The organism is Planctobacterium sp. R6, assembly GCF_055755215.1.
The window spans coordinates 1-21,686 of record NZ_JBVTQY010000002.1; the positions used below are offsets into that span (position 1 = coordinate 1).

The 21,686-nt window shown below is 48.0% G+C and carries 12 protein-coding genes and 1 pseudogene; 3 read left to right on the forward strand and 10 right to left on the reverse strand.

Going from position 1 to position 21,686, the window contains the following annotated elements; genetic code table 11:
* Nucleotides 1–40: 40 nt before the first annotated feature.
* The 6 genes and pseudogenes from AC0J20_RS01855 to AC0J20_RS01880 all read right to left on the reverse strand — a co-directional run.
* On the reverse strand, nucleotides 41–565 hold the full coding sequence (locus AC0J20_RS01855) for a type 2 periplasmic-binding domain-containing protein (RefSeq protein ID WP_473020398.1): 525 nt from the start codon (nucleotides 563–565) through the stop codon (nucleotides 41–43).
* Between the two features lie 289 nt (nucleotides 566–854).
* On the reverse strand, nucleotides 855–1,838 hold the full coding sequence (locus AC0J20_RS01860) for a cupin-like domain-containing protein (protein WP_229527837.1): 984 nt from the start codon (nucleotides 1,836–1,838) through the stop codon (nucleotides 855–857).
* An 8-nt stretch (nucleotides 1,839–1,846) separates the two neighbouring features.
* Nucleotides 1,847–2,578 (reverse strand): SapC family protein, encoded by a 732-nt coding sequence (locus AC0J20_RS01865; RefSeq protein WP_473020399.1) that lies wholly within the window; start codon nucleotides 2,576–2,578, stop codon nucleotides 1,847–1,849.
* 54 nt (nucleotides 2,579–2,632) lie between these two features.
* Entirely contained in the window at nucleotides 2,633–4,189 is a 1,557-nt protein-coding gene (locus AC0J20_RS01870; RefSeq protein WP_473020400.1) for a tryptophan halogenase family protein, read from the reverse strand.
* Between the two features lie 84 nt (nucleotides 4,190–4,273).
* The gene (locus tag AC0J20_RS01875; protein WP_229527834.1) at nucleotides 4,274–7,246 is read right to left on the reverse strand and encodes a TonB-dependent receptor; all 2,973 of its coding nucleotides are present in this window, start codon (nucleotides 7,244–7,246) and stop codon (nucleotides 4,274–4,276) included.
* 644 nt (nucleotides 7,247–7,890) lie between these two features.
* Nucleotides 7,891–10,551: pseudogene (locus AC0J20_RS01880) on the reverse strand (family 16 glycosylhydrolase); the annotation flags it as partial.
* A 382-nt stretch (nucleotides 10,552–10,933) separates the two neighbouring features.
* On the opposite strand from AC0J20_RS01880, the gene AC0J20_RS01885 reads away from it, so the two are divergent.
* On the forward strand, nucleotides 10,934–12,691 hold the full coding sequence (locus AC0J20_RS01885) for a hypothetical protein (RefSeq protein ID WP_473020401.1): 1,758 nt from the start codon (nucleotides 10,934–10,936) through the stop codon (nucleotides 12,689–12,691).
* 77 nt (nucleotides 12,692–12,768) lie between these two features.
* Here the strand turns inward: AC0J20_RS01885 and AC0J20_RS01890 are convergent, their stop codons facing one another.
* From AC0J20_RS01890 to AC0J20_RS01900, 3 genes are read right to left on the reverse strand one after another with little or no spacing between them, the layout of a single operon-like run.
* Nucleotides 12,769–13,806, reverse strand: coding sequence for a glycoside hydrolase family 16 protein (locus AC0J20_RS01890; RefSeq protein ID WP_473020402.1), 1,038 nt, complete (start codon nucleotides 13,804–13,806; stop codon nucleotides 12,769–12,771).
* Nucleotides 13,806–16,355 (reverse strand): glycoside hydrolase family 3 protein, encoded by a 2,550-nt coding sequence (locus AC0J20_RS01895; protein WP_473020403.1) that lies wholly within the window; start codon nucleotides 16,353–16,355, stop codon nucleotides 13,806–13,808. Before AC0J20_RS01895 ends, AC0J20_RS01890 begins: the two co-directional genes overlap by 1 nt.
* A gap of 30 nt (nucleotides 16,356–16,385) precedes the next feature.
* Nucleotides 16,386–17,639 carry a sugar MFS transporter gene (locus AC0J20_RS01900; protein WP_229527830.1) on the reverse strand — a complete coding sequence of 418 codons (1,254 nt, stop codon included), beginning with the start codon at nucleotides 17,637–17,639 and terminating at the stop codon, nucleotides 16,386–16,388.
* A 257-nt stretch (nucleotides 17,640–17,896) separates the two neighbouring features.
* On the opposite strand from AC0J20_RS01900, the gene AC0J20_RS01905 reads away from it, so the two are divergent.
* Together AC0J20_RS01905 and AC0J20_RS01910 are read left to right on the forward strand one after the other, a co-directional pair.
* Nucleotides 17,897–19,225 (forward strand): GH1 family beta-glucosidase, encoded by a 1,329-nt coding sequence (locus AC0J20_RS01905; protein WP_229527829.1) that lies wholly within the window; start codon nucleotides 17,897–17,899, stop codon nucleotides 19,223–19,225.
* A 34-nt stretch (nucleotides 19,226–19,259) separates the two neighbouring features.
* On the forward strand, nucleotides 19,260–20,594 hold the full coding sequence (locus AC0J20_RS01910) for a glycoside-pentoside-hexuronide (GPH):cation symporter (protein WP_229527828.1): 1,335 nt from the start codon (nucleotides 19,260–19,262) through the stop codon (nucleotides 20,592–20,594).
* A gap of 9 nt (nucleotides 20,595–20,603) precedes the next feature.
* Here AC0J20_RS01910 and AC0J20_RS01915 read toward each other — a convergent pair whose 3' ends face one another.
* On the reverse strand, nucleotides 20,604–21,617 hold the full coding sequence (locus AC0J20_RS01915; RefSeq protein ID WP_229527827.1) for a LacI family DNA-binding transcriptional regulator: 1,014 nt from the start codon (nucleotides 21,615–21,617) through the stop codon (nucleotides 20,604–20,606).
* Nucleotides 21,618–21,686 lie beyond the last annotated feature (69 nt).

Sequence of the window (21,686 nt, forward strand, 5' to 3'; positions counted from 1 at the left end):
ATGTTGTGGAACTTAATCCGGAGAGCAAAAAAGAAGCAGCTTAACGGCTTAGGCGACAACTACCTTGAAAAACGCCGCCTACGGTATCGTACTCAAGGTTAATGTCTGAATATTCCCGCACGGGGTTTTCTACGGTGGTAAACAAGGCTGAATAATCGGTCGCCAGTGGCAAACTAAAACTGGCCCACTGGCTGCGCTGCTCTGTTTTAAAGGCGCCAAACACCAGATCCAGGCGTTCATCCTTGAGTCGGTTCATGGCGGATTGCCAGGTGGTCGCGATAGGAAGTAGATTTACTTTTTCGGCTCCAGCGGCCATTTCGATTAATCGCCAGGAAAGCCCATAAGGCCTGGAAGACTTAATTTGTTTTTCATGATCATCAAAAACAGCGATTACAATGTCTTGTCTGGCCTGGTCAACATTGCTATCCGGAGTAACGATGGCAGGTTGAGCAATAACACTGTGGCTGAGCACCATCAACAACAAAAATACACCACAGCATACTGTCATCTGAAACAGATAAGTAATGATCCTTTCTGTGGTTTGTTGTTTTTTAGTGTTATTCATTATTATGTTTATAATCAATACCCTAAGTGAGTACCGATAGTTTTTCCCCTGGATTCCGCTTGTATCGGCTGAAGTGAAAAAAACTGCACTGCTTTTTTCGCTTCACCGTTTTACATTGCGCATTCTGCTGTTACACAATGAACTCTGAGGCAATTGTCCGGCAATCCGCATTGCTGAGCTATTAGCTAATTTCCCGAACCCTTGTAAGAGATTGACTATAAAACAGGATTAAATCGTTGTTTTGTATAGATAAACTACCGAAAAGCTGGGTAGTCTTCACAGGAGGGAATTAGCGATTGAGCTTGTTCAATAGCAGTCCACGCAAATAACGGGCAGTATTATTATCCAGTGGATTCAGGATCCCCCTGTTAGCCGGTGGAATGTGCGCTTGTTCTTCAGGTGAGAACACATAGTGCTCAAACACCTCCCGCCAGTATGCTCTTTGCTGTGGCGGCAGTTCCCGGATACTGAGAATTGCATGCATTAGCGCATCTGCAGGGGCACCAATGAAATTGTCTACCTGTCGCCACCAGTAATTGATAAGCACGTTAAAGTCTGCGAGTCCTTCGACGTGGTGCCACCACATGCTGGGGATGTATATTGCGTCACCAGGCCCCAAATCGGCGACTACAGCGTGCTGCAGTGCCTCTTCAAATAAGGGAAAGCGTTTTAAGTCCGGATTGTGAAAATCCACCAGGCTGGCTGGCTGGCCGGCAGGGGTAAAATCCAGCGGTCCAATGTACAGATTTTTAATTTGCTCCGGAGGAAACAAAGTAAACCGGCGTCTTCCCGCCACGACGCAAGCGATATTATCCGGGGCATCGTAGTGAGCCGCGATACGGCTTTGATTACCCAGCCAGATACTGACTAAGGCTTTGCTGTGCAAGGCGGGTAAATCGTTGTCCTGACGAAAGCCCGGAAGAATGTGATCTATCGCGGTTGAACCAACATAGAGGGTATCCCGCTCGGATTGTTCGCTTTGTTTTAATTCGTTAAAAACCTGATCTAACGAGTCTTTGCTGCGACTAAAATTAAATCCGGTCAGCGTTTCGTTGTAAAACAAACGGCCGTTATTGCTGGCGTCTGTACGCATTACATGCACGGGCTTGTGATTGTAAAAACCCGCTAAATACGCCATAACAGCGTCTGGCTTGTTATGGCATTGTTGCACTACTGGCCATTCGCTCACATAGCCCCGCAAAATCACGGGGGCGGCGTTTTCCAGCAGACCTTCTGGCAAGGTCTGCTCACAAGCAACCGCAATTTCGGCCATGCTTTGCACTATTTTGCGGCCAGTTTTTTATTTTTAAGCGCTATCAATCTTGCGATATTTTGCAGTGAGGCATCCATCATATAAATCAGCTCCAGCATGCCATTTTTGTGCAGGCTGGCCACCTGTTCGCCGCTGAGTTCCCGCAGTTTATCCTCATGAATGGTGTATAAGCCGGCAAGCTCAACATTTTCACCGTTGTCCAGTTTCGCTTTCAGGTTGACCGACTCCATAAGTTCCAGTGACTGCAAGGTTTCGACAAACGCCTGAGTGTGCATCCAGCCCTGTTGCAGAGCATTGAGTACGGCGCTGATGTGTTGCAGATAGGGACTTTGTCCGCCTTGCGCCAAAAACAGCGGCTCGCCTTCAGTTTGGCTGATGCGGGGGCTGTCCATATCAATGTGTACTACGGCTTTATCTTCAGGGGTGGCGGGATCATTAGAACTTTGGAAGCCAATCAAAAATGGACGACGTTGCACCGAAAGGGGAAGGTAGTGGGCGTGCCAGCCATTGTCATCCAAAAACAGGTTTTCTTGTTCCGCCATACCGAACATGGCAATGATTTCGAATTGCCCGGTTTCATTGTTCTTTCTGAAAAATAATGGGTAATCAGCTTGTGCCGCTTTTAACTCCGAGGGAACAATTCTGGCGTAACTGTGGTTATCGCCATATTGAGGGTGTTGTGCGGTAATAACTTTGATGTCTTTGTGGGTAATATTGTCTAATAATTGGTGGTTGGCCATCATGGCTCCCTAATTTGGTAAATTATTCTTCGTCGTGGTTTGCAAAAACCACGCTTAAATGGTTTGCAGCCCGTAGTTTATTATTTTATTGATCAATTCTCTATTAGTGGGTAATCCACTGAGCAATTTTCGGGTCATTTCCTGATTTTTGGCAAAGTGCTGTTGCGCTAACCGTTCATTGGCGGAGCGTCTTTGCGTAGCACCGGGCTGGGTATGGAAACCCATGCCATACAGCACATACTGATAACTGGCAGACGGGAACACCTCGTCTATCTGAGTAAAATCCTGATGCCAGGGAGACTGATAACGCCAAAGTTGTAACAGGGACTGCAGTTCCTGTGGAATGGTTTCAGCGCGGCAATTGTCGAGCCAGTAATCACTATCTGTGCGTTTGGTGAGCACATAATGCAGTTTTAAGAAGTCAATAATGCGATCCCAGCGATAGCGGAATTTATCATTAAAGCGCCTGGCGACTATGTCCATGATGGTCCGGGTTGCGGGCATTTGCTCACTTATCATTGCCGCTGAAAGCTCTACCAACACTAATGCAGAGGCTTCCAAAGGTTCTAAAAAGCCGGCTGACAGACCTACTGCAACACAGTTTTTATGCCAAAACACTTCTCTGTGACCTGGCTGAATATCAATCTTCCTGAGGGTTAAATCATTGGCCTTTTTGCCGATACTTGCGCTGAGGTAGTTGCGCAGCTCCTGCTCCGCGCCGTCCTGCGATTGATGGGCGCTGGAATAAACATGGCCAACGCCCCGTCGGGTGGGTAATCCGATATCCCAGATCCAGCCAGCCGATTGGGCTGTTGAAATGGTGTGACTGGCTATCGCACTTTGCTCATCAGGGTAGGGAACCTGTACCGCAAGGGCGGTATCATTAAACAACACCTCTTTACAGCTTTTGAAGGGGATCCCAAAATGTTTACCTAACAGCAGGGCATTAAAACCGGTGCAATCAATAAACAGGTCGCCTTGCAATGCCCCGTGTTGTCGTGTTTGCAGTGACGCGATGTCGCCGTTGTCATGGCTGTTGACGCCTTCTACGTGATCTAAAATATGCACGGCACCCAGTTTTTCGGTGCAATGTTTCTGCAAAAAGGTGGAAAACTTACCGGCATCCAGGTGATAGGCGTAATTCGCAACATGTGCATATTCTGGTGTGGTGTTTTGTTTTGGAGCCAGCCCCTGTTCGCAAAGGTGGCTTTGAAAACAAACTGCATCAGCAAAAGAGACTTTATCAGCGTGCTCCGTCCAGAAGGGGACCAGGTTTATATCGCTATAACCCTGCGGCAAAACCAACGGATGGTAATAAGCATCGTCCTTTGCACCGGTAACCCATTGGGCAAATTTGGCCCCTTGTTTGAATGAGGCATCGCACTCTCTGAAAAAGTCGGTTTCGCGAATACCGGCTTTGCGCAACGTACCCCGCATGGTGGGCCAGGTACCTTCACCGACACCAATGGTTTTTACATCCGGTGATTCAATCAGGGTTATCTGTAAGCCATTTTCTGAATTGGCACAGTGTTCCGCTGCCAGTACTGCGCAGGTAAGCCAGCCAGCGGAACCCCCACCGACAATAACCACTTTTCTGATCTCTTTATCCAAATCGGACTCCAAATTCACTTTTTTAAAGTGTACAACATTAAAAAAAAGCCGCACAAGGCGGCTTTGATTTAATTGCCTTTGTTGTTATTCAAAGGTGTACCTGACGCCCAGCGCATAACGCGGTCCGTACTGTCTGCCGAACAGGAATTGGTTGCGATAGCGACCGTAACCTTCTTCGGTTTCATTGGTAATGTTGTAGCCTTCCAGGAAGATAGTCAGCTCTTCAGTGTGATCATAGTTGATACTGAAATCAGTAATACTGGTATCGCGGAAGTACTGAGGAGGCGCATCTGCAGAACCCTGCTCCTGACCAACACCAATCAGATAATCATCACGCCAGGTATGGGTTAGCTTGATTGACCACTGATCATCTTCATAGAATACCTGGAAGTTAGCTGAATCACTGACACCTGGCAGTGGTTCCTGCACCACTAACAGGTCGTTGTCATATTCAGAGTCACTGTCCACAACCGTGGCATTCAATGAAACCCCAAAGCCGGTATCTGCGATCATGTGTTGTATCGCAAACTCGATACCATCAACCGTTTTTTCAGAAGGATCGTTAACCGGCTGATTGACCAGCCACTCTACCAGTGGATCATCATCCTGCTGGCGAACAATTTGGGTCTGACAACAATCGTCATCTACACCACCACCATTTTCGATGATGCGTTCCCAAATTGCGGTGACAGTCGGTTGAATACCTTCAGCTTCCAATTGAGAAATCGCAGCCGTTGCTCGCGGACCGATAAAGGGATCGCGTAAACCGTCAAAGGTCAGAACATTCGCTCCATTGACGATAAAGTTCTTAACATCTTTTCTGAAATAACCCAAAGAAACATAACTGGCCTCGTCGTAATACCATTCAAACGACAAATCCAGGTTTGTGGATTCAAACGGCTCCAGTCCGGGGTTACCTGAGCCACCAGTTCTGCTGCCAGGTTTGGGGTTAGGGGACAGGCTACGCCCGGCACTCATATTACCCAAAGAGGCCCGTGATATGGTTTTACCTGTGGAGAAACGAACAAACATGTCGTCCATTATTTCATATCTCAGATCCAGAGAGGGCAACAGTACATCATATTCACCCGTACCTGAAACGAAGACATCATCTCCTTCGCGGAATCTCAACTGCCATTCGGTGGGGTTTGACCACACCAGGAAGTCCTCGGCACGTTGCAAATTGGTGCTGAGTATTTCGGTTTCTTCGTAACGAATACCGACATTGACATCCAGGATGCGGTTTGCAATTTCAAACTCCATCTTAGCAGCGAGATAAGCCGACAGGGTTTCTTCATTGATATCACCCTGGGATATCTGGCCTGACGTGTTGAATGGGTCAGAATTGAAGTTTGGAAAGTATGCCTGCAATCGGGACAGCGCCTCACTCAGATCCCAGTCGTAATAATAATTGGTACCTAGTGCGCTACCACCACCGGCGAATTCGTCCAGTAGATCACCGGTTTCCACCCGGGTGAACATACTGTCGGGGAATACGGCCTGGTTGCCATTGTAGCCATTCGGCCCCTGGTTTCCACCAAACCCGGTACGACCACCGAAGTATTGCTCTGTATAGGCCGCGCCCGCTTTCACATCAACCAGGAAACTGTCATTGGGGTTTAACCATTTGCCATCAATTTGGAACTGCTCAACAGATGATTCGCCGATATTGCGGGAGAATTGTGCGAACAATGGATCAATATCATTCGGATTTGCTTCCGCGGCACCATTTGGCCAGGTCATTTCAAAGTGAGGTATTTCACTGTTGGTGAAATCATAGGTTTTGGTCACGATGTTATTCGGCGCAATAATCAGCAACGAGCTGGCGTTAGTGCCTTCATCTAAACCATCATCGTAGGTGACTTTGGAGTCGTGATAATCCATCTCAACGTGGAAGTCATCATTAATTTGCCATTCCCAGTTAAAGCCGACAGAGTCTTGCTCGACACCTATCGTGCTGGCCGTGCGCGAATGGGCAAAATCATTTTGCACTTCGGTAAAGCGTGTCGCTGTACCATTTTCATCCAACTCGTAATTTGTGACGTTGCCGCCGAAGTTAAACCAGATACCGAATCCATAGCCTTCAAGCGATGTTTCTGCCTCGTTGTAGAGGTAATCAGCAGTGAACGTCATGTCGTCGCGAGGTGCAAATTGCAAGGTCAGATGGGTGTTAGTTCGGTAGCGTTGTACATCATTGACATCATAGGATATCTGACGCGGTAAAAAGGTGTTACCCACACGACCATCGGCTACACCATCTAACAAATCTTGCTCTTCGCTGGTAGCTTCAGGGCGAGGGTCGATATTGTTTGTTGCCGCGCCAAATGGTCCGGTATTCGCCTGCCAGCCGGGAATGTTGGCACTTTGTTGTTGGAAATCACGTTCCTGGTAGGAGGCCGTGATAGAAATACCAATTTTATTATCCATAAAGGTATTGCTGTACATGGCCGCAATTTCAGGGGTAACGTCATCACCCAGCTCATTGGACTCATCATAAATGCCTTTCGCTGACACTGTGTACTTTAACCCAGGAGAAGCCAGAGGCTTACCGGTTTCGATGTCAACTGTCGCACCCAAACCACCACTGGGAACATCAACGCGGCTGGATTTATAGACAGACAAGGTGCTGACACCTGCCGAGGATAAATTGGCCAAATCAAAGGAACGAGAGTTGCCGGTGCCCGGCATCTGACGGCCATTTAGTGTCAACAGGTTAAAACTGGGGCCGAAACCACGAACGGTAATTTCACTACCCTCGTTATTGCTTCGGCTGATTGTCACCCCGGTTATCCGTTGCAGTGATTCTGCCAGGTTAGTATCCGGGAATTTGCCCATTTCCTCAGCGGAAATAGCATCTACGATACCGGACGATTCGCGTTTGATATCCATGGAGCGGGCCATACTGCCGCGAATACCGGATACCTGAATTATTTCAACATTACTGTCTTCTGCAGACTCTTCAACTTCCTGAGCTGACAATGGAGACAATGCTGTGGCGCCCAGCAACATGGAAATGGTTGCTGACAGGCGTTTTTTTGAAAAGTTGGTCTGTTTCATAATAACCCTACTTTTTTGTGTGCTGTATCTGCAACCCTAAGCTGATGCTTCAGTGTGGGTTGCAGAGTTGCGTTATTCCAATCTGCGATGCAGTGTGATTAATTCTCAGTGAACATAGCGTTGTCGATTTGGTAGATGGCGCCGCCACCTGTGCCCCAGGCCGGGAAAACCATCACGACATCAATACCACTGACGTCTAAGCCCGCATCCAATAAGGTGAGCAAATCAAAGCTGTAGGTTTGCCATTCACCGGTGATCGGATCCAAACCTTCGTTACTGGTATTTAATGCCACCTCTACAAATGAGGTATTACCATGTGCTTCGATTTTGAGTAGCCAACTGGTGTCGCCTGAGGGGGCATTTACCACACGCATGTCAAACTGGAACTTACCGGCAGAAAGATACGCTGAGGCATCGAACACCTGTCCCTGATCACGGCCATTGAAACCCATCACAGTGCCGTTGTTATCCAGAATCTGGAATTCAGCCACTGCGCCATGTCCATCATCCAGCATTTGCACTGCCGGTGTGGTACCGCCGCAACAATCCCACATTGGCCAGTTCTCATTTTCGCTGTCGGCAAACAGTGTCAGAGCGGCGTTGGCAGAGCTGCCGCCACCTGAACCACCGCCCGATATGTCACTGGGGTTACCAACATAGACATTGTCTACGCGATAGGTTGCACCCTCACCAGTGCCCCATGCAGGGAAGATCATAATCACATCAATACCACTGACGTCTAAACCAGCATCACTCAAACTTAATAAGTCAAAGGTGTAGGTTTGCCATTCGCCTGTTACCGGGTCCACGCCTTCCTGACTGGTATTCAAAGGTACTTCTACGAATGAGGTGTTGCCATGCGCTTCGATTTTTAACAACCAGTCTGTGCTGGAAGAGGGCGGTGATACCACTTTCATTTCAAATTGAAATACCCCGGTAGTCAGAATGCTACTGGCATCGAAAGGTTCGCCGCTGTCACGGCTGTTAAATCCCATCACAGTGCCGTTGTTGTCCAGAATCTGAAATTCCGCTACAGAACCATGATCGGCATCGTCCATTGCGACGGCGGGCGTAGTGCCACCACAGCAATCCCACATCGGCCAAGCTTCGTTTTCCGCATCAGCGAAAACCGCTAACAGAGGACCGGTTGAGCCACCTGAGGAAGCATTAGGATCATAGATTTTAGCGTTATCTACTCTGTACGTTGCGCCTGCACCTGTTCCCCAAGCCGGGAAAATCATCACGATATCAATGCCGCTGACATCCAGTCCCGCATCTGACAAAGCCAGCAGAGGGAAGGTGTAAGTTTGCCATTCGCCGGTGACCGGATCCTGACCCTGAGTACTGGTGTTTAGCGTAACTTCGGCAAAAGAAGTGTTGCCGTGCGCTTCGACCTTGAGCAACCAACTGGTTTCGCCTGCAGGGGCATTAACCACTTTCATGTCAAACTCAAGTACGCCATCAGACAGAATACTGGAAGCGTCAAACGGGCCATTGTCACGGCCAAAGAAGCCCATTACCGTACCGTTGTTATCCAGAATTTCGAACTCTGCCACAGTACCGTGCTCTTCATCGTCCATGGCTTCAACCGGCGTTGTTCCGCCACAGCAATCCCAAAGTGGCCATTCGATATTGGCGCTGTCTTCAAACAGTACCAGTTCAACCGAAGGTGCACTGCCTTCCGGACCGACAATCAGGTTGTCTACACGGAATGTCGCGCCATCACCTGTGCCCCAGGCCGGGAAAATCATAATGACATCAATACCGCTGACATCCAGTCCTTGATCAGACAGGTAGGATAGCGGGAAGGTGTAGGTTTGCCATTCACCCAATACCGGATCAGCGCCTTCAGTGCTGGCATTCAGAGGTACTTCGGCAAATGACGTATTGCCATTGGCTTCAACTTTTAACAACCAGCTCGTGGCGGTGGTAGGTTCTGTGACCACTTTCATATCAAAGCGCAGGCTACCATCAGACAAGGATGGCGAGGCATCCAGTGCGCCGGCATCGCGACCATAAAAGCCCAATACTGTGCCGTTGTTGTCCAGGATTTTAAATTCCGCTACCGCACCGTGTTGTGCATCATCCATTACCACTTCAGGGGTCGTACCGCCGCAGCAGTCCCACAATGGCCAATCTGGATTTTCTTCATCAGCAAAAATGGTTACCGGATCAACTGACGGTGGAGCGGGCGGTGTAGGGATAGGCGCTGCGCCTTCTACCAATCCGTCGCCTTCTTCATCATAGCCAGGGCGAACCGTTTCGCAGCCTTTACCGGTGTTTCGGTCAGACGAACACTCGTAAACCCGAACATAGTCCACCTGCATGGCCTGACCGCCTTCAAAGGCACTTTCATCAATGCCCAAATTGTTAACGTTTTCAGGCCAGTTTCCACCAACGGCAAAATTCAGAATCATATGAAAATTTTGGTCAAATGGAGCAGCGCTGTAAACGTTTTCTTCTTCGCCGGTGACTGAGTTAAATTGTGGCACAAACCAGCCACGGTGAGAAAGGCCCACGGCCGTACCGTCATTCAGCCTTCTGACCACTGATTTGCGTTGTGTCGCAAACAGGTAACCATCCATATACCAGCGAATTTCGCCTTCCTGCCATTCGATAGCGTATGTGTGGAAGCCGTCAGCCGGGTTGCTGGTTGGGGTATAGCTCTGGCCTGAACTCATATTGTTGGGCCAGTCGAATCCATAGTGCAAGGTACCGTGAATGTTAGATTCGGCAACACCGCTTTCGGCGTCTACAACACCCAGGTTAACCGCTTCTAAAATATCAATTTCACCCGATTTGGGCCAACCGCCATATTCTTCATCTGTAGGCAGCATCCAGAATGCCGGCCAGGAACCTTGTCCCTGGGGTAATTTTATACGGGCTTCGAAACGACCATAGGTAAAATCACCTTTGTATTTAGTGTTTAATCGCGCCGAAGTATAGGGCAGTGGGAGATCCTGATCTTCGGGGGTGGGCATGGCAACAATATTAAGCATGCCGTCAGTAACAAAAGAGTTACGCGGGTCATCGGTATAACATTGTTTTTCATTGTTGCCGCCGCCCTGACAATTGACCTCATGGGTCCATTTGTCAGAATCAATGTCGGCGCCGTCAAATTCATCGCTCCATACTAATTCCCAGTCACTGTCCGGCTGGTCTGTGGCCGTTACAGGTGGGGTTGCGATCGATGGGTCTATGATTGTATTCGTGGTGTCACTACCACCGCCGCACCCTAACAGACCGGCTGATAGTAAGGAAGCTGAGATAATGTGTGTGAGCTTGTTCGCTCTGTAACTTACCATGTTGCTCTCCAAAGTCATTTTATTTAATTAGCCCCGTTTACGTCGCTCAGCCGTGTGTGTTGCTGCAAAGTGCTTGTGACGGAGTAATGCGCATTTGGGCAAGTCAAACAATTCTGTTCAGCTACGGGAAAACTGAATTTCCTTGTTTGCTTGCAGTACTTCTTATGAAAGCGCTTACATTTTTGCTTCAAAAAATAACGCATAATGTAAGCGCTTTCATCAATGTTAAAAATATGTGTTGCTCAAGTCAACATATTTTTAACATTCTGAACTAAACTGAATCTTGAAGGCGTTTTGCCGCGACGTAAATCTCGCTTTTTACAGTGCGTTTTGCGGGTAAAAAATAGAAACGATTAGATACGGATAACTCCCAATACCACCCATGTCTGTTGCTGCTAAAACCGGATTAAAATCACAATTTATCTGGCAACCCTTGTTGTTGTTTGCCGTTGTGGGCTATTTGCTGGCGGAGATGTATTTTTTGACCGTGCTGGTGAATAGTCTTTATGTCAGTGAGCACATTTCTGATCTGACCCAATTGGAAACAACCGGAAGAGTTATTTCAGGCGCCGGGCTTGGACTTTCAGTACTGATCGGTTTATCACTGCATAAAGGCCTGAACAGAACCAGTGCTGTGCGTCGTGTTTCTATCAAGTTGGGATGTTTTATTCTGGTGACGATTATGGGTTATGTCGCAATGAAAGAGCTATACCTGGTGATGGAGAAAAACGCGTCTAAAAATATTGTTCATTGCAGCTTATTAGGCAATGCCGCCAACCGACTCTTTAGCAATGGCAATCTACCGGACTATCACCGGTTTGTGGGCGCGGAACGGCTTGCGGAAAACAGCCATAAGCAATTGGTGCGCTTATATTTGCCGTTACATGTTTGCCTGAATGACAGCTATTTACACACTTTGCAAACCAGTGATGTGCTGGCTGATGAACTCGCCCTGATGTTGCTCGACACCGGCCTGCCCGCCAAAGTAGCCAAACCTGCTATTGCTATTTATCAGGGATTCAAAGACAAAATTGATGATTTTTACCCAATTGTTGAAGGGCTGGATAACACCAAAAACTCAGAGCCGGAAAGGACGTTGTATATCGATACTGCTGTGGCGCAATTTGAGGCATTCTTAACGACTCAAAGCCGCTACACACGATTTGATATTGCGCGCCTATCGGAAGTTTATCATTGCAGCTTGTCGGCCTTACCTGAGGCAACAACAGGCCCGCCAGAGCAGCGTTTTTTATTGTCGGTTAGCCGCTGCCTGAATACTATCGTCAAAGCCAGATTTCCCTCCGTTGCCGCTATTGTTCATGCCGAAGACATCTATGCTTTAGAAGGGGAGGTTGCCCGGCATTGGTCAAGGCAACTGGTGCAGTCGCCAAAAGATATACCACAGGAAGCGTTTAACCTGATGCGCAAGAGCTTTGCTCTGGTGTTTTTACCGACCTATGCCGTGCTGGTGAGTACCTTTGTTGTGTTTATCTGTCTGGCTGCGTATGTGCGCACCCGTTTTCTGATTCGGGCGCGTCGAATGAAGCAGCGTATAAATCCACTAATTAATGCGTCTCTGTCACCGTTAGTTGTGGTGCCCTTTATCTGGACAGCTATCTTTTTGTGGTTACCCCGAACCGAGACGGAACGGGTTTTGTTTCCGGAGCACCTTCAGTCGCAATGGGGTAAGGTGATTGAAGTGGCGTTGCGGCCGCTGTTTTATTACTACGATGCATCACTGACCGGATTCGATTCACTGAAGTTACCCCTGTTAGTTGCACAGGTCAATGCCACCGAAACTCCACCGGTACCCAGCAAAATACACCACAAGCGTCGACATCTGGGCGGTTTCTATCAGTTGTCAATCTGTGGTGAAACCTGCGAAACCGTGCGACTGGTACTGACGGATTCTATGACCACAGGGCGCGTTTATTATCCTAAACAGCGCTGCAACACGACATTGGTGTTTGCTGCTGAAACCGATTTACAAGGTTTCTCCTATTTTGAAACCGGTGATGCAAATTCGGCCTGTCAAATTAACCGACGGTGGCAAATTCAGGCAGTTGGTGACGTTTTAGAGGTGGTGCTGGAAGAAGGGCAACAGGTTTTGCGTCTGACCGCACAAAACCTGTTTATTTAATGGTGCAACCTGTTACCTGTGGCGAATCCATTGGACTGCGCCTGTGTGCAAAAAGGCACCGTAAAGATCAACACGCTTTAGTGACTGTCTTTGCCGGTAACGACTTTGGCATGCTGACTAACTGACGCACAGCCTTTGCCTGTTTCCGGATCTTTACTACATTGATAGGCTCTTACATAGTCAATACTAAAACGCTGTGGAAAGATCTGCTGATCAATGCCTTTTTCGTTAACATTTGATGCCCAGGCGCCACCCACTGCGAGATTCAGGATCAGATGAAAGCGTTGATCAAAAGGCGCATGGCCTGGATTGCTTTTTACCTCACCTGAATCACTTTTTAATTCCGAAAACCAACCGGAAGAGCGCTGCGTAGCATAATGCACATCATCCATGTACCAACGAATCTCACCTTCTTCCCACTCTACTGCGTAGGTGTGAAATCCCGTTGCCGGACTGAGTTTACCCGGTAATTCGTACCAGGTTCCGGAATACACATTTTCCGGCCAGGTTCGCCCATAGTGAAGGGTGCCGTGAACCCGGGTTTCTGCTTCGGGGCTCAGGGTGCCAGATTTGTCCGTGTGAACCCCGATATTGACTGCCTCCATAATGTCTATTTCGCCCGAAGCGGCCCAGCCGCCATAGACGTTATCAGTGGGTAGCATCCAGAATGCCGGCCATGTGCCTTGTCCATGAGGCAGCCGGGCCCGCATTTCAAACCGTCCGTAGCGCCAATCTCCTTTGTTTTTGCTGCGCAAACGTCCTGAAGTAAAGGGGAGGGTGCGGGTCTGGGTTGGATCCCAGGCAGGCGAATCCTCTGTTTCACTGGCGCCGGTATGGGCTTCTTTTCTGGCCAAAATATGCATGATGCCGTCGATAAACTCAAAGTTGCCGGGTTTGTCTACGTAACATTGTTGCTCATCATTCCCGCCTCCCCAGCAGTTGATTTCATAGCTCCATTTAGTCTCATCAACCCGGTAACCATTAAATTCATCCTGCCAAATTAACTGCCAGCCTTTGTCTTGCCAGTTAACTTTTTCCGGCGCTGGCTGTTCAGCCAGACTGTTACAGGCGAATAACGCCAGGGAAAGCGATAATAACTTAGGATTTTTTAACATTATTGTTCACTCCGACAGGATTGCGGTATGGATGCACTTTCCTCAGGTTGACTGGTGAGTATGACATCGGATATCTGCAACTGCGTCCCTTGTGTTGCATGCAATGCGAAAGGGGACATAATTTTTGTAAAGTTAACACCTTGCTTCGCCAGGCATTGCAGTGGCAGTTGCACGGTTTGCCAGGCGTTACCCTGCGCCGCACTCAGTGTTGCGGTGAGGTCTATGCTGTTGACGCAGTTATCCATACAGATCAATTTGAGTTGCACACTATCACTGATGCTGGTCACGTTTACGTCAAACTGCAGGCTGGCTCCGGATTCCAGGAAACCCATCAGGTCATCGGGAAAGGGGCTGTACAAACCAAATGCCGCGTCATTGAGCCAGGTTATTTGCAACGCATCTTCCTGCACCCGTCGGTCACGGGTTCTGACCTTGATTGCATCGCTGTTAAGCACACTGGCGGTCATAACCTGTTGCCCCTGAGCATCGACCGCGGCCAGTTGCCAGGGGGCTTTCACCGCCCCCTGATATAAGGCCCGATCATCCAGTGTCGCGCCAGAACTGCCATTGTCCTCAGCCAGCATTGTGATTGGTTTGGCGTCAGAACGATAACTTAACCCGTACCCGTAGGGGAATAACGGAGCGTAATCTGCCTCGCCCTTATTGGCTTGTTGTTGAGGTGTCTTCGGCCAACTGAAGCTGAGTTTCCCGTGAAAATCATGTTGGATTTCACCCTGGCTATCGGTGAACAATACATCGGCAATGCCTTGTCCTTCTGAGCCGGGTAACCAGGCGGCGACAAAAGCGTCAGAAGCGTTGATTTCGGGATTCACCCACATTGGTCTGCCACTGATAAACAGAGAAACCACCGGGATATCCTGAGCTTTAAGTGATTTGAGTAGGGCAAGGTCGGATTTACTGCCGCGTTGATATTCCACATTGTCTAAATCGCCATTGCCTTCAGCATAAGGCTCCTCGCCAAATACCACGATTGCAACATCCGGCTTTTCAGTAAATGTACCTTGCTCAGACAGCTCAACTTGACCGCCTGCCTGAGTCACTACTGAAGCTATACCGTCGTAAATGGAGGTACCACCGGGAAAATCTGAATTGTTGTTGCCCGTTCCCTGCCAGGTAATACTCCAGCCACCCGATTGTTTGCCAATATTGTGTGCGGCATCACCGGCCACCAGGACATTCTGATTGGGAGAAAGCGGCAGAGTTTGTTGATTGTTTTTCAGTAACACCAGTGACTTTCGAACCGCTTCACGGGCAATATCTCTGTGAGCCTGAGCACCAATCAGCGACTGTTTGTTGGCGTGAGGTCGATTCGCAGGTGATGGTTTGTCGAATAAACCGGCGCGCACTTTAACGCGCAACACTCTGGTTACGGCATCATCAAGTCGGGACTGGGGGATTTCTCCGGATTGTACCTGAGCAATCAGGTTTTCATAGAGTGGTTTCCACGCTTGGGTGGGCACCATATAAACGTCCAGCCCGGCATTCATGGCCTGAGCACAGTTTTCATTACTGCAACCTTTTATCTGACCGTGACCATTCCAGTCGCCAACCACAAAACCATCAAAGCCCATACGCGTTTTCAGCACATCGGTTAACAGGTATTTTTTGCCATGAATTTTTTCACCATGCCAGCTGTTAAACGACGCCATGACAGTTTGCGAACCTGCGCTTAAACCGCCTACGTAACCCTGAGCATGGATAGTGAATAAGGTTGCTTCGTCAGCGATGTTGTTGCCCTGATCGTCGCCCTTTTCTGTGCCACCATCACCGATAAAGTGTTTAACTGTTGAGATGACTTTGTCGTCACCAAAAAAGCCGCTTTCATCATCACCCTGAAGGCCTTGCACTATCGCTTCTGAATAATCCCGGATTATCGCCGGATCTTCTGAATAACTTTCATAGGTTCGGCCCCAACGATCATCGCGAGCAGCGGCAACGGTAGGCGCAAAAATCCAGTCGATACCGGTTGCCTGAACTTCGATTGACGTTGCGCCCGCAATGCGTTTGATCAGGTCTGGATCATTCGCGGCACCCAAACCGATATTGTGCGGAAAAATAGTGGCACCAATCACGTTATTGTGACCGTGAACGGCGTCAGTACCCCACATGGTAGGAATGCCGGAACCATCCAGGCTGTCGTCAATCGAAGCCTGATACATGGCCTCCGCCAGTGCTACCCAGTCGGATACAGTGGCGTGTTTGTTATTGTCCGGATAGGCGCCGCCACCATTGAGATAGGAGCCGAATCCATAACGGCGCATATCCTCAACACTAATGTCCCGGATTTCAGGCTGGATAACCTGTGCCACTTTTTGTGGCAATGTCATACCCGAAAGCAGTTCTTTCACTTTGGCTTCGACAGCGGCATCAGGTTTAATAGCGATATCCAGTTTTGGCCAGATTGCATGAACGTTAGGTTCAGCCCGAGAAGTATCTGCGCCGGTATTTTGCTCCGTAACTGCCGGCTGGCAACCTGCCAATAATAATGTCGCAATGCTGGACGCAAGGAGAGAAAGTGTTTTACTCATTGTAACTTACCTTTGAATTCGGGTTGTCTGTTAGTATTCAGTTCCGCGGGGCTTAAAGCCCTTAAAGCCAAAAAATGCGATGTAGACATAGCAAACCAGCGGCAATACAAATGAGGCCTGAATACCAATGGTGTCAGCCAGTACGCCCTGACACAGAGGGATTACCGCACCGCCAACAATAGCCAAACACAACAATCCGGAACCCTGGCTGGTTAGAGGGCCCAATTTTTTGATGGCCAGACTGAAAATGGTGGGGAACATGATGGAGTTACAAAGACCCACGGCAATAACCGACCACATGGCAATCGCACCATCAAAGCTCATGGTGGCGGCAAGTAATAAGATGGACATTGCACCATTGAACGCCAGGATCTTGTTGGCTGCGATATAACTCATCAGAGCGGCACCAATAAAACGACCTATCAGCGCACCTCCCCAGAAATAGGCAACGTAATTAGCGGCCTGTGCTTCTGACATATTGCCGATATTGGCTTCGCCTAAATAGCTCACTAAAAAGCTACCAATGGACACTTCGGCACCGACATAGGTAAATATGCCAATGGCGCCGAGAATCAGGTGTTTATGTCGCCAGATGCTGTCGTTGGCCGGTACTTCTGCATCGCTGGCTTCCGTGGTGTGCGTATCCGGGATGTGGATCATTTTAAAATAGATACCAAGGGCGATAAGAATAACGGCTAATCCCAGATAGGGAACGATCACTTTATCGACTGAGGCGCCGTCCGCACCGTGTGTTCCACCGAAAATCAAAATACCACCAACAATTGGGCCTGCGGTGGCTCCCAGGGAATTAAACGCCTGGGTCATATTCAGTCTTGCTGATGCCGTTTCTGGCTTGCCCATCAGCGTAACTAATGGATTAGCCGCTACCTGCAATATGGTGATCCCCGATGCCAGGATAAATAGCGCTCCAAGGAACATCCAGTACGCAGGAATTTGTGCGGAAGGGATAAATATTAAGCAGCCAACGGCGGCGGTTACCAAACCGATGAAGATTCCGAGCTGGTAGCCCGATTTTTGTATGAGCCGTCCGGCGGGGATAGAGACCAGAAAATAGGCGCTGAAAAAACAAAACTGCACCAACATTGCCTGAGTGTAGGTAAGTTCAAAAACACCTTTAAGGTGTGGGATTAGTATGTCATTCAGTGATGTGATCAATCCCCAGATAAAAAACAAAGAAGTTAACGAAATGAGTGCAAAGCGATTATTTATCTGCACATCCTGTGGTTGCACGTTATTTGTATTTCCCGCTGAAATTCCAGCCATAGACTTGTCCGCCTTGTAATAGTGCTAAGTGTTTTTTCACTATAAATGAAATATTTGTTTGACGGCATTGTAACAACACATTAACATAAATGAAAGCGCTTACATTTAAATTTTCTTAACAAATTTTTTTGAGTGAAAATGTAAGCGCTTACAGGATGGTTGCTGACGATTCTCAAGCGAAACCAAAGCCGGGTAGTGAAGATTGCCCGTTAGTAGCAGCCTATATTATTGCTGAATTCTGCCGGATAAACTCTGTTATGAAATTAGATATTGCTCCACATTCTCCGCTACGAAAGAAGAACTTTTGTTTTGGTGTCGCCACTGCTGCTTTTCAGATTGAAGGTGGAATTAATACCCGTGACCGAAACATTTGGGATACGTTTTGCGCAAAAGAGGGAGCAATTCGTGACAACTCCAACGGGGACATCGCCTGCAATCATTACGAGTTATGGCATGAAGACCTGGAGTTGATATCGCATCTGGGCGTTGATGCCTATCGCTTTTCCATTTCCTGGGGCCGCGTAGTGGATGCACAGGGGAATGTAAAACCTGAGGGAATTCAGTTTTACCTCAATATTCTCAAGCGATTAAAAGCCCTTAATATTAAAGCATACGTAACCCTGTACCACTGGGATTTGCCACAATACCTTGAAGATGCCGGCGGCTGGCTTAATCGGGAAACGGCTTATCAGTTTGCCCATTATGCTGATGTGGTCAGTAAAGCGCTCGGAGAATACGTGTATTCCTGGGCCACGTTAAACGAACCGTTTTGTAGCGCTTACCTGGGCTATGAAATTGGCGTTCATGCTCCCGGCAAAGTCGGGCGTGAGTTTGGTAAAAAAGCCGCACATTATTTATTGCTGGCACATGGTTTGGCAATGGCAAAGCTGCGCCAGAATTGCCCTGACAGTGAAAGTGGCATCGTGGTCAATGTCAGTCCCAGATATGGTGAAACTGATAGCCATGAGGATCAAATTGCCGCCAGACTGGCCGACGAACACTTTAATCAGTGGTACATCTGCCCACTGCTAACCGGCGAATATCCCACGCTTATTGAACAACTACCTGAAGAAGAAAAACCCGATATTGTGGATGGTGATCTGGAAATAATAGCGGCAAAGCTGGACTATCTTGGAATTAATTACTATACACGTGAAAGGTATGTTGCCGATCCACAGGAGGGATTCCGGGAATCTTCCAAAAAGCCCTTGCCACTCACTGATATGGGGTGGGAGATTTACCCGCAAGGCTTAACGGATATTTTAGTGCAACTTCATGAACAATATCAGCTACCACCCATGTACATAACCGAAAATGGCGCGGCAATGCCGGATGTGTTGAAAGACGGTGCCGTTGTAGACAAAGCACGCGTTGCTTATTTCAGAACGCATCTGCATGCTGTTGAACAAGCCATGGCACTGGGAGTAGATATTCGCGGCTATTTTGCCTGGAGTCTGATGGACAATTTTGAATGGGCAGAAGGCTATTTAAAACGATTTGGTATTGTTTACGTAGACTATCAGGATCAAAAAAGAATCATAAAACAAAGTGGCCTTGCCTATCGGGAATTTCTGTTGGCTCGGTAAGTGTTGTGCGCATTATTTGGGGATGAAAAGCTAAATGGTATCAGTAAAAGAAAAAGTGGCTTACGGGTTAGGGGATACCGCAAGCAATATCATTTTTCAAACGGTCATGCTGTTCCTGTCATTTTTTTATACCGATATCTTCGGTATTTCTCCGGCGGTCGTCGGCATATTGTTTTTAGCGGTCCGGGTCGTTGATGCCATCACTGACCCTCTGATGGGGGCGTTGACTGACCGCACCAATACCAAATATGGCAAATTTCGCCCTTATTTACTCTGGTTAGCGATCCCCTTTGCGGTGATCAGTATTCTGGCCTTTACCACGCCGGAACTGTCCGAAAATGGCAAGATGATATATGCCTTTGTCACCTATACGTTGTTAATGATGGCCTACACGGCTATCAATATTCCTTATTCTGCGCTGGGGGGAGTCTTGACCGCTGATCCAAGAGAGCGGGTTTCAATCCAGTCTTATCGCTTTGTATTTGGCATGCTTGGTGGACTGTTAGTTACGGCGCTGACTATCCCTCTGGTAGATTTGTTAGGACAAGGCGATAAAGCCAGAGGATATCAGTTAACGATCACGGCCATGAGTATTTTAGGTGTGATCCTGTTTTTATTGTGTTTTGCCGGTACTAAAGAACGCGTGCATCCACCGGTAACGCAAAAATCTGACTTCAAAAAAGAACTGGCTATTTTATGGCATAACGACCAATGGCGAATTTTGTGTCTGGCCGCCATTTTTGTGTTAACCGGCATTGTGATGCGCTCAACGCTGGCCATTTATTATGTGAAGTACTACCTGCTCAGAGAAGATTTGATTACCTGGTTTGTGACTTTGGGCATGATTGGCAATATTTTAGGTTGTGCGTATTCGGCTTACCTGGCTAAACGGATATGCAAAATCAAGTTGTATATTGCGATGCAACTGATTGCTGCCGGTTTTTCCATTGCTGCTTTTTTTGTGGGCGATCAGCAGATTATATTAGCTTTTGCACTGTACTTCTTATGGTGTTTCAGCTTGCAGATTGGTACGCCATTGCTTTGGGCTAAAATGGCCGATGTGGTGGATTATGGGCATTGGAAAAGCGGTATCAGGATCAACGGCCTGGTGTATTCTTCGGTAGTGTTTTTTATTAAATTGGGATTGGCCATCGGTGGCGCAATAGCGGGTTGGTTATTGGCTGCATATGGCTACGTCGCTGACACAGAGCAAACCGATGTCGCGAAACAAGGCATATTGTTGTCCTTTACTCTGTATCCGGCCATCAGTTTTATCCTGGTGGCCGTGGTAATGAAGTTTTACAACCTGACAGAGCAAAAACTCGATGATATCCATCGCGATCTGCCAGATTTAACCCGGGTCAGTTAACTGAAAACGCTATGCCTTGTCACTCTTCAGCATGGCGATACTGTCCCGACTTATGAGTTCAGGCATAAAAATGTGGGTAGCATCAAATGGCCCCTGGCCGTATATGCGACTTAATATCCAGTTGGCTGCCGTTTCTCCGATAGCGCGGGTAGGGTAGTCAACTGTGCTCAGTTTTGGATGGGAAAAGCGGGAAAATTCGATGTTATCAAAACCCACCAACGAGATATCATCGGGAATAGATAATCCGCGTTCACGGATAGCATCAGCCGCCCCATAAGCCATTTCATCATTGGCACAAGCCACCGCAGTTGGTGCTTGTCCTGAGTTCAAAAATGACAGCATTCCCTCATACCCGGAGCTGGCCTGGAAGTTCCCTTCGAATACGCGCAGGCGATTGTAGGGAATATTGGCATCCTGTAATGCTTGTTTGTGACCTGCCAACCGGTCGGCGGCGTCAGATTTCCACAACGAACCTGAAATATAAGCAATGTCGCGATGGCCGTAGCGGATTAACGTTTTCGTGGCGATATAGCCACCTTTGACATTATCCAGACTGATACAGCGGTCGGCAATTTCCGGGATGTAACGGTTAACCACCACAAAATCAACATTGTCTTTGGACAGTTCAATAAGATAGTCGTTTGAGACCGCTTCCAGATGCAAGATTAGTGCATCACATCGTCTGCCAAGTAAGGATTCGATGGCCTTGATTTCATCTTCTTCATTACTGTGTCCGGCAGCGATAAACAGATGCTTCTTGGCTTTCTTTAACAGCCTTTCTGAACCGGATAACATGTCGCCAAAAAACGATCCGTGTAATTCCGGTACAACATAGCCCACGGTATTACTTTTATTGGAGGCAAGTGACTGAGCAATAAAGTTGGGGCGGTAACCCAGCTTTTTCATGGCATCTTCGACTTTGGCGCGGGTGGCGGGTTTTACCTGATCGGTATCATTTATGACCCGGGAAACTGTTGCTAATGATACACCAGCCAGTTCGGAAACTTGTTTGATTGTTGCCATAAAATAAGAACGCTGAGCACTCGTATGAGAAAGAATTAATGTTCTATATTCTCAGCTTCTTAGGGTTTG

What these genes read in the sequence shown, in the direction of transcription:
- AC0J20_RS01855 (WP_473020398.1), bottom strand. Translation starts at nt 565, where the DNA reads ATGAATAACACTAAAAAACAACAAACCACAGAAAGGATCATTACTTAT.
- AC0J20_RS01860 (WP_229527837.1), bottom strand. Translation starts at nt 1,838, where the DNA reads ATGGCCGAAATTGCGGTTGCTTGTGAGCAGACCTTGCCAGAAGGTCTG.
- AC0J20_RS01865 (WP_473020399.1), bottom strand. Translation starts at nt 2,578, where the DNA reads ATGGCCAACCACCAATTATTAGACAATATTACCCACAAAGACATCAAA.
- AC0J20_RS01875 (WP_229527834.1), bottom strand. Translation starts at nt 7,246, where the DNA reads ATGAAACAGACCAACTTTTCAAAAAAACGCCTGTCAGCAACCATTTCC.
- AC0J20_RS01885 (WP_473020401.1), top strand. Translation starts at nt 10,934, where the DNA reads ATGTCTGTTGCTGCTAAAACCGGATTAAAATCACAATTTATCTGGCAA.
- AC0J20_RS01890 (WP_473020402.1), bottom strand. Translation starts at nt 13,806, where the DNA reads ATGTTAAAAAATCCTAAGTTATTATCGCTTTCCCTGGCGTTATTCGCC.
- AC0J20_RS01895 (WP_473020403.1), bottom strand. Translation starts at nt 16,355, where the DNA reads ATGAGTAAAACACTTTCTCTCCTTGCGTCCAGCATTGCGACATTATTA.
- AC0J20_RS01900 (WP_229527830.1), bottom strand. Translation starts at nt 17,639, where the DNA reads ATGGCTGGAATTTCAGCGGGAAATACAAATAACGTGCAACCACAGGAT.
- AC0J20_RS01905 (WP_229527829.1), top strand. Translation starts at nt 17,897, where the DNA reads ATGAAATTAGATATTGCTCCACATTCTCCGCTACGAAAGAAGAACTTT.
- AC0J20_RS01910 (WP_229527828.1), top strand. Translation starts at nt 19,260, where the DNA reads ATGGTATCAGTAAAAGAAAAAGTGGCTTACGGGTTAGGGGATACCGCA.
- AC0J20_RS01915 (WP_229527827.1), bottom strand. Translation starts at nt 21,617, where the DNA reads ATGGCAACAATCAAACAAGTTTCCGAACTGGCTGGTGTATCATTAGCA.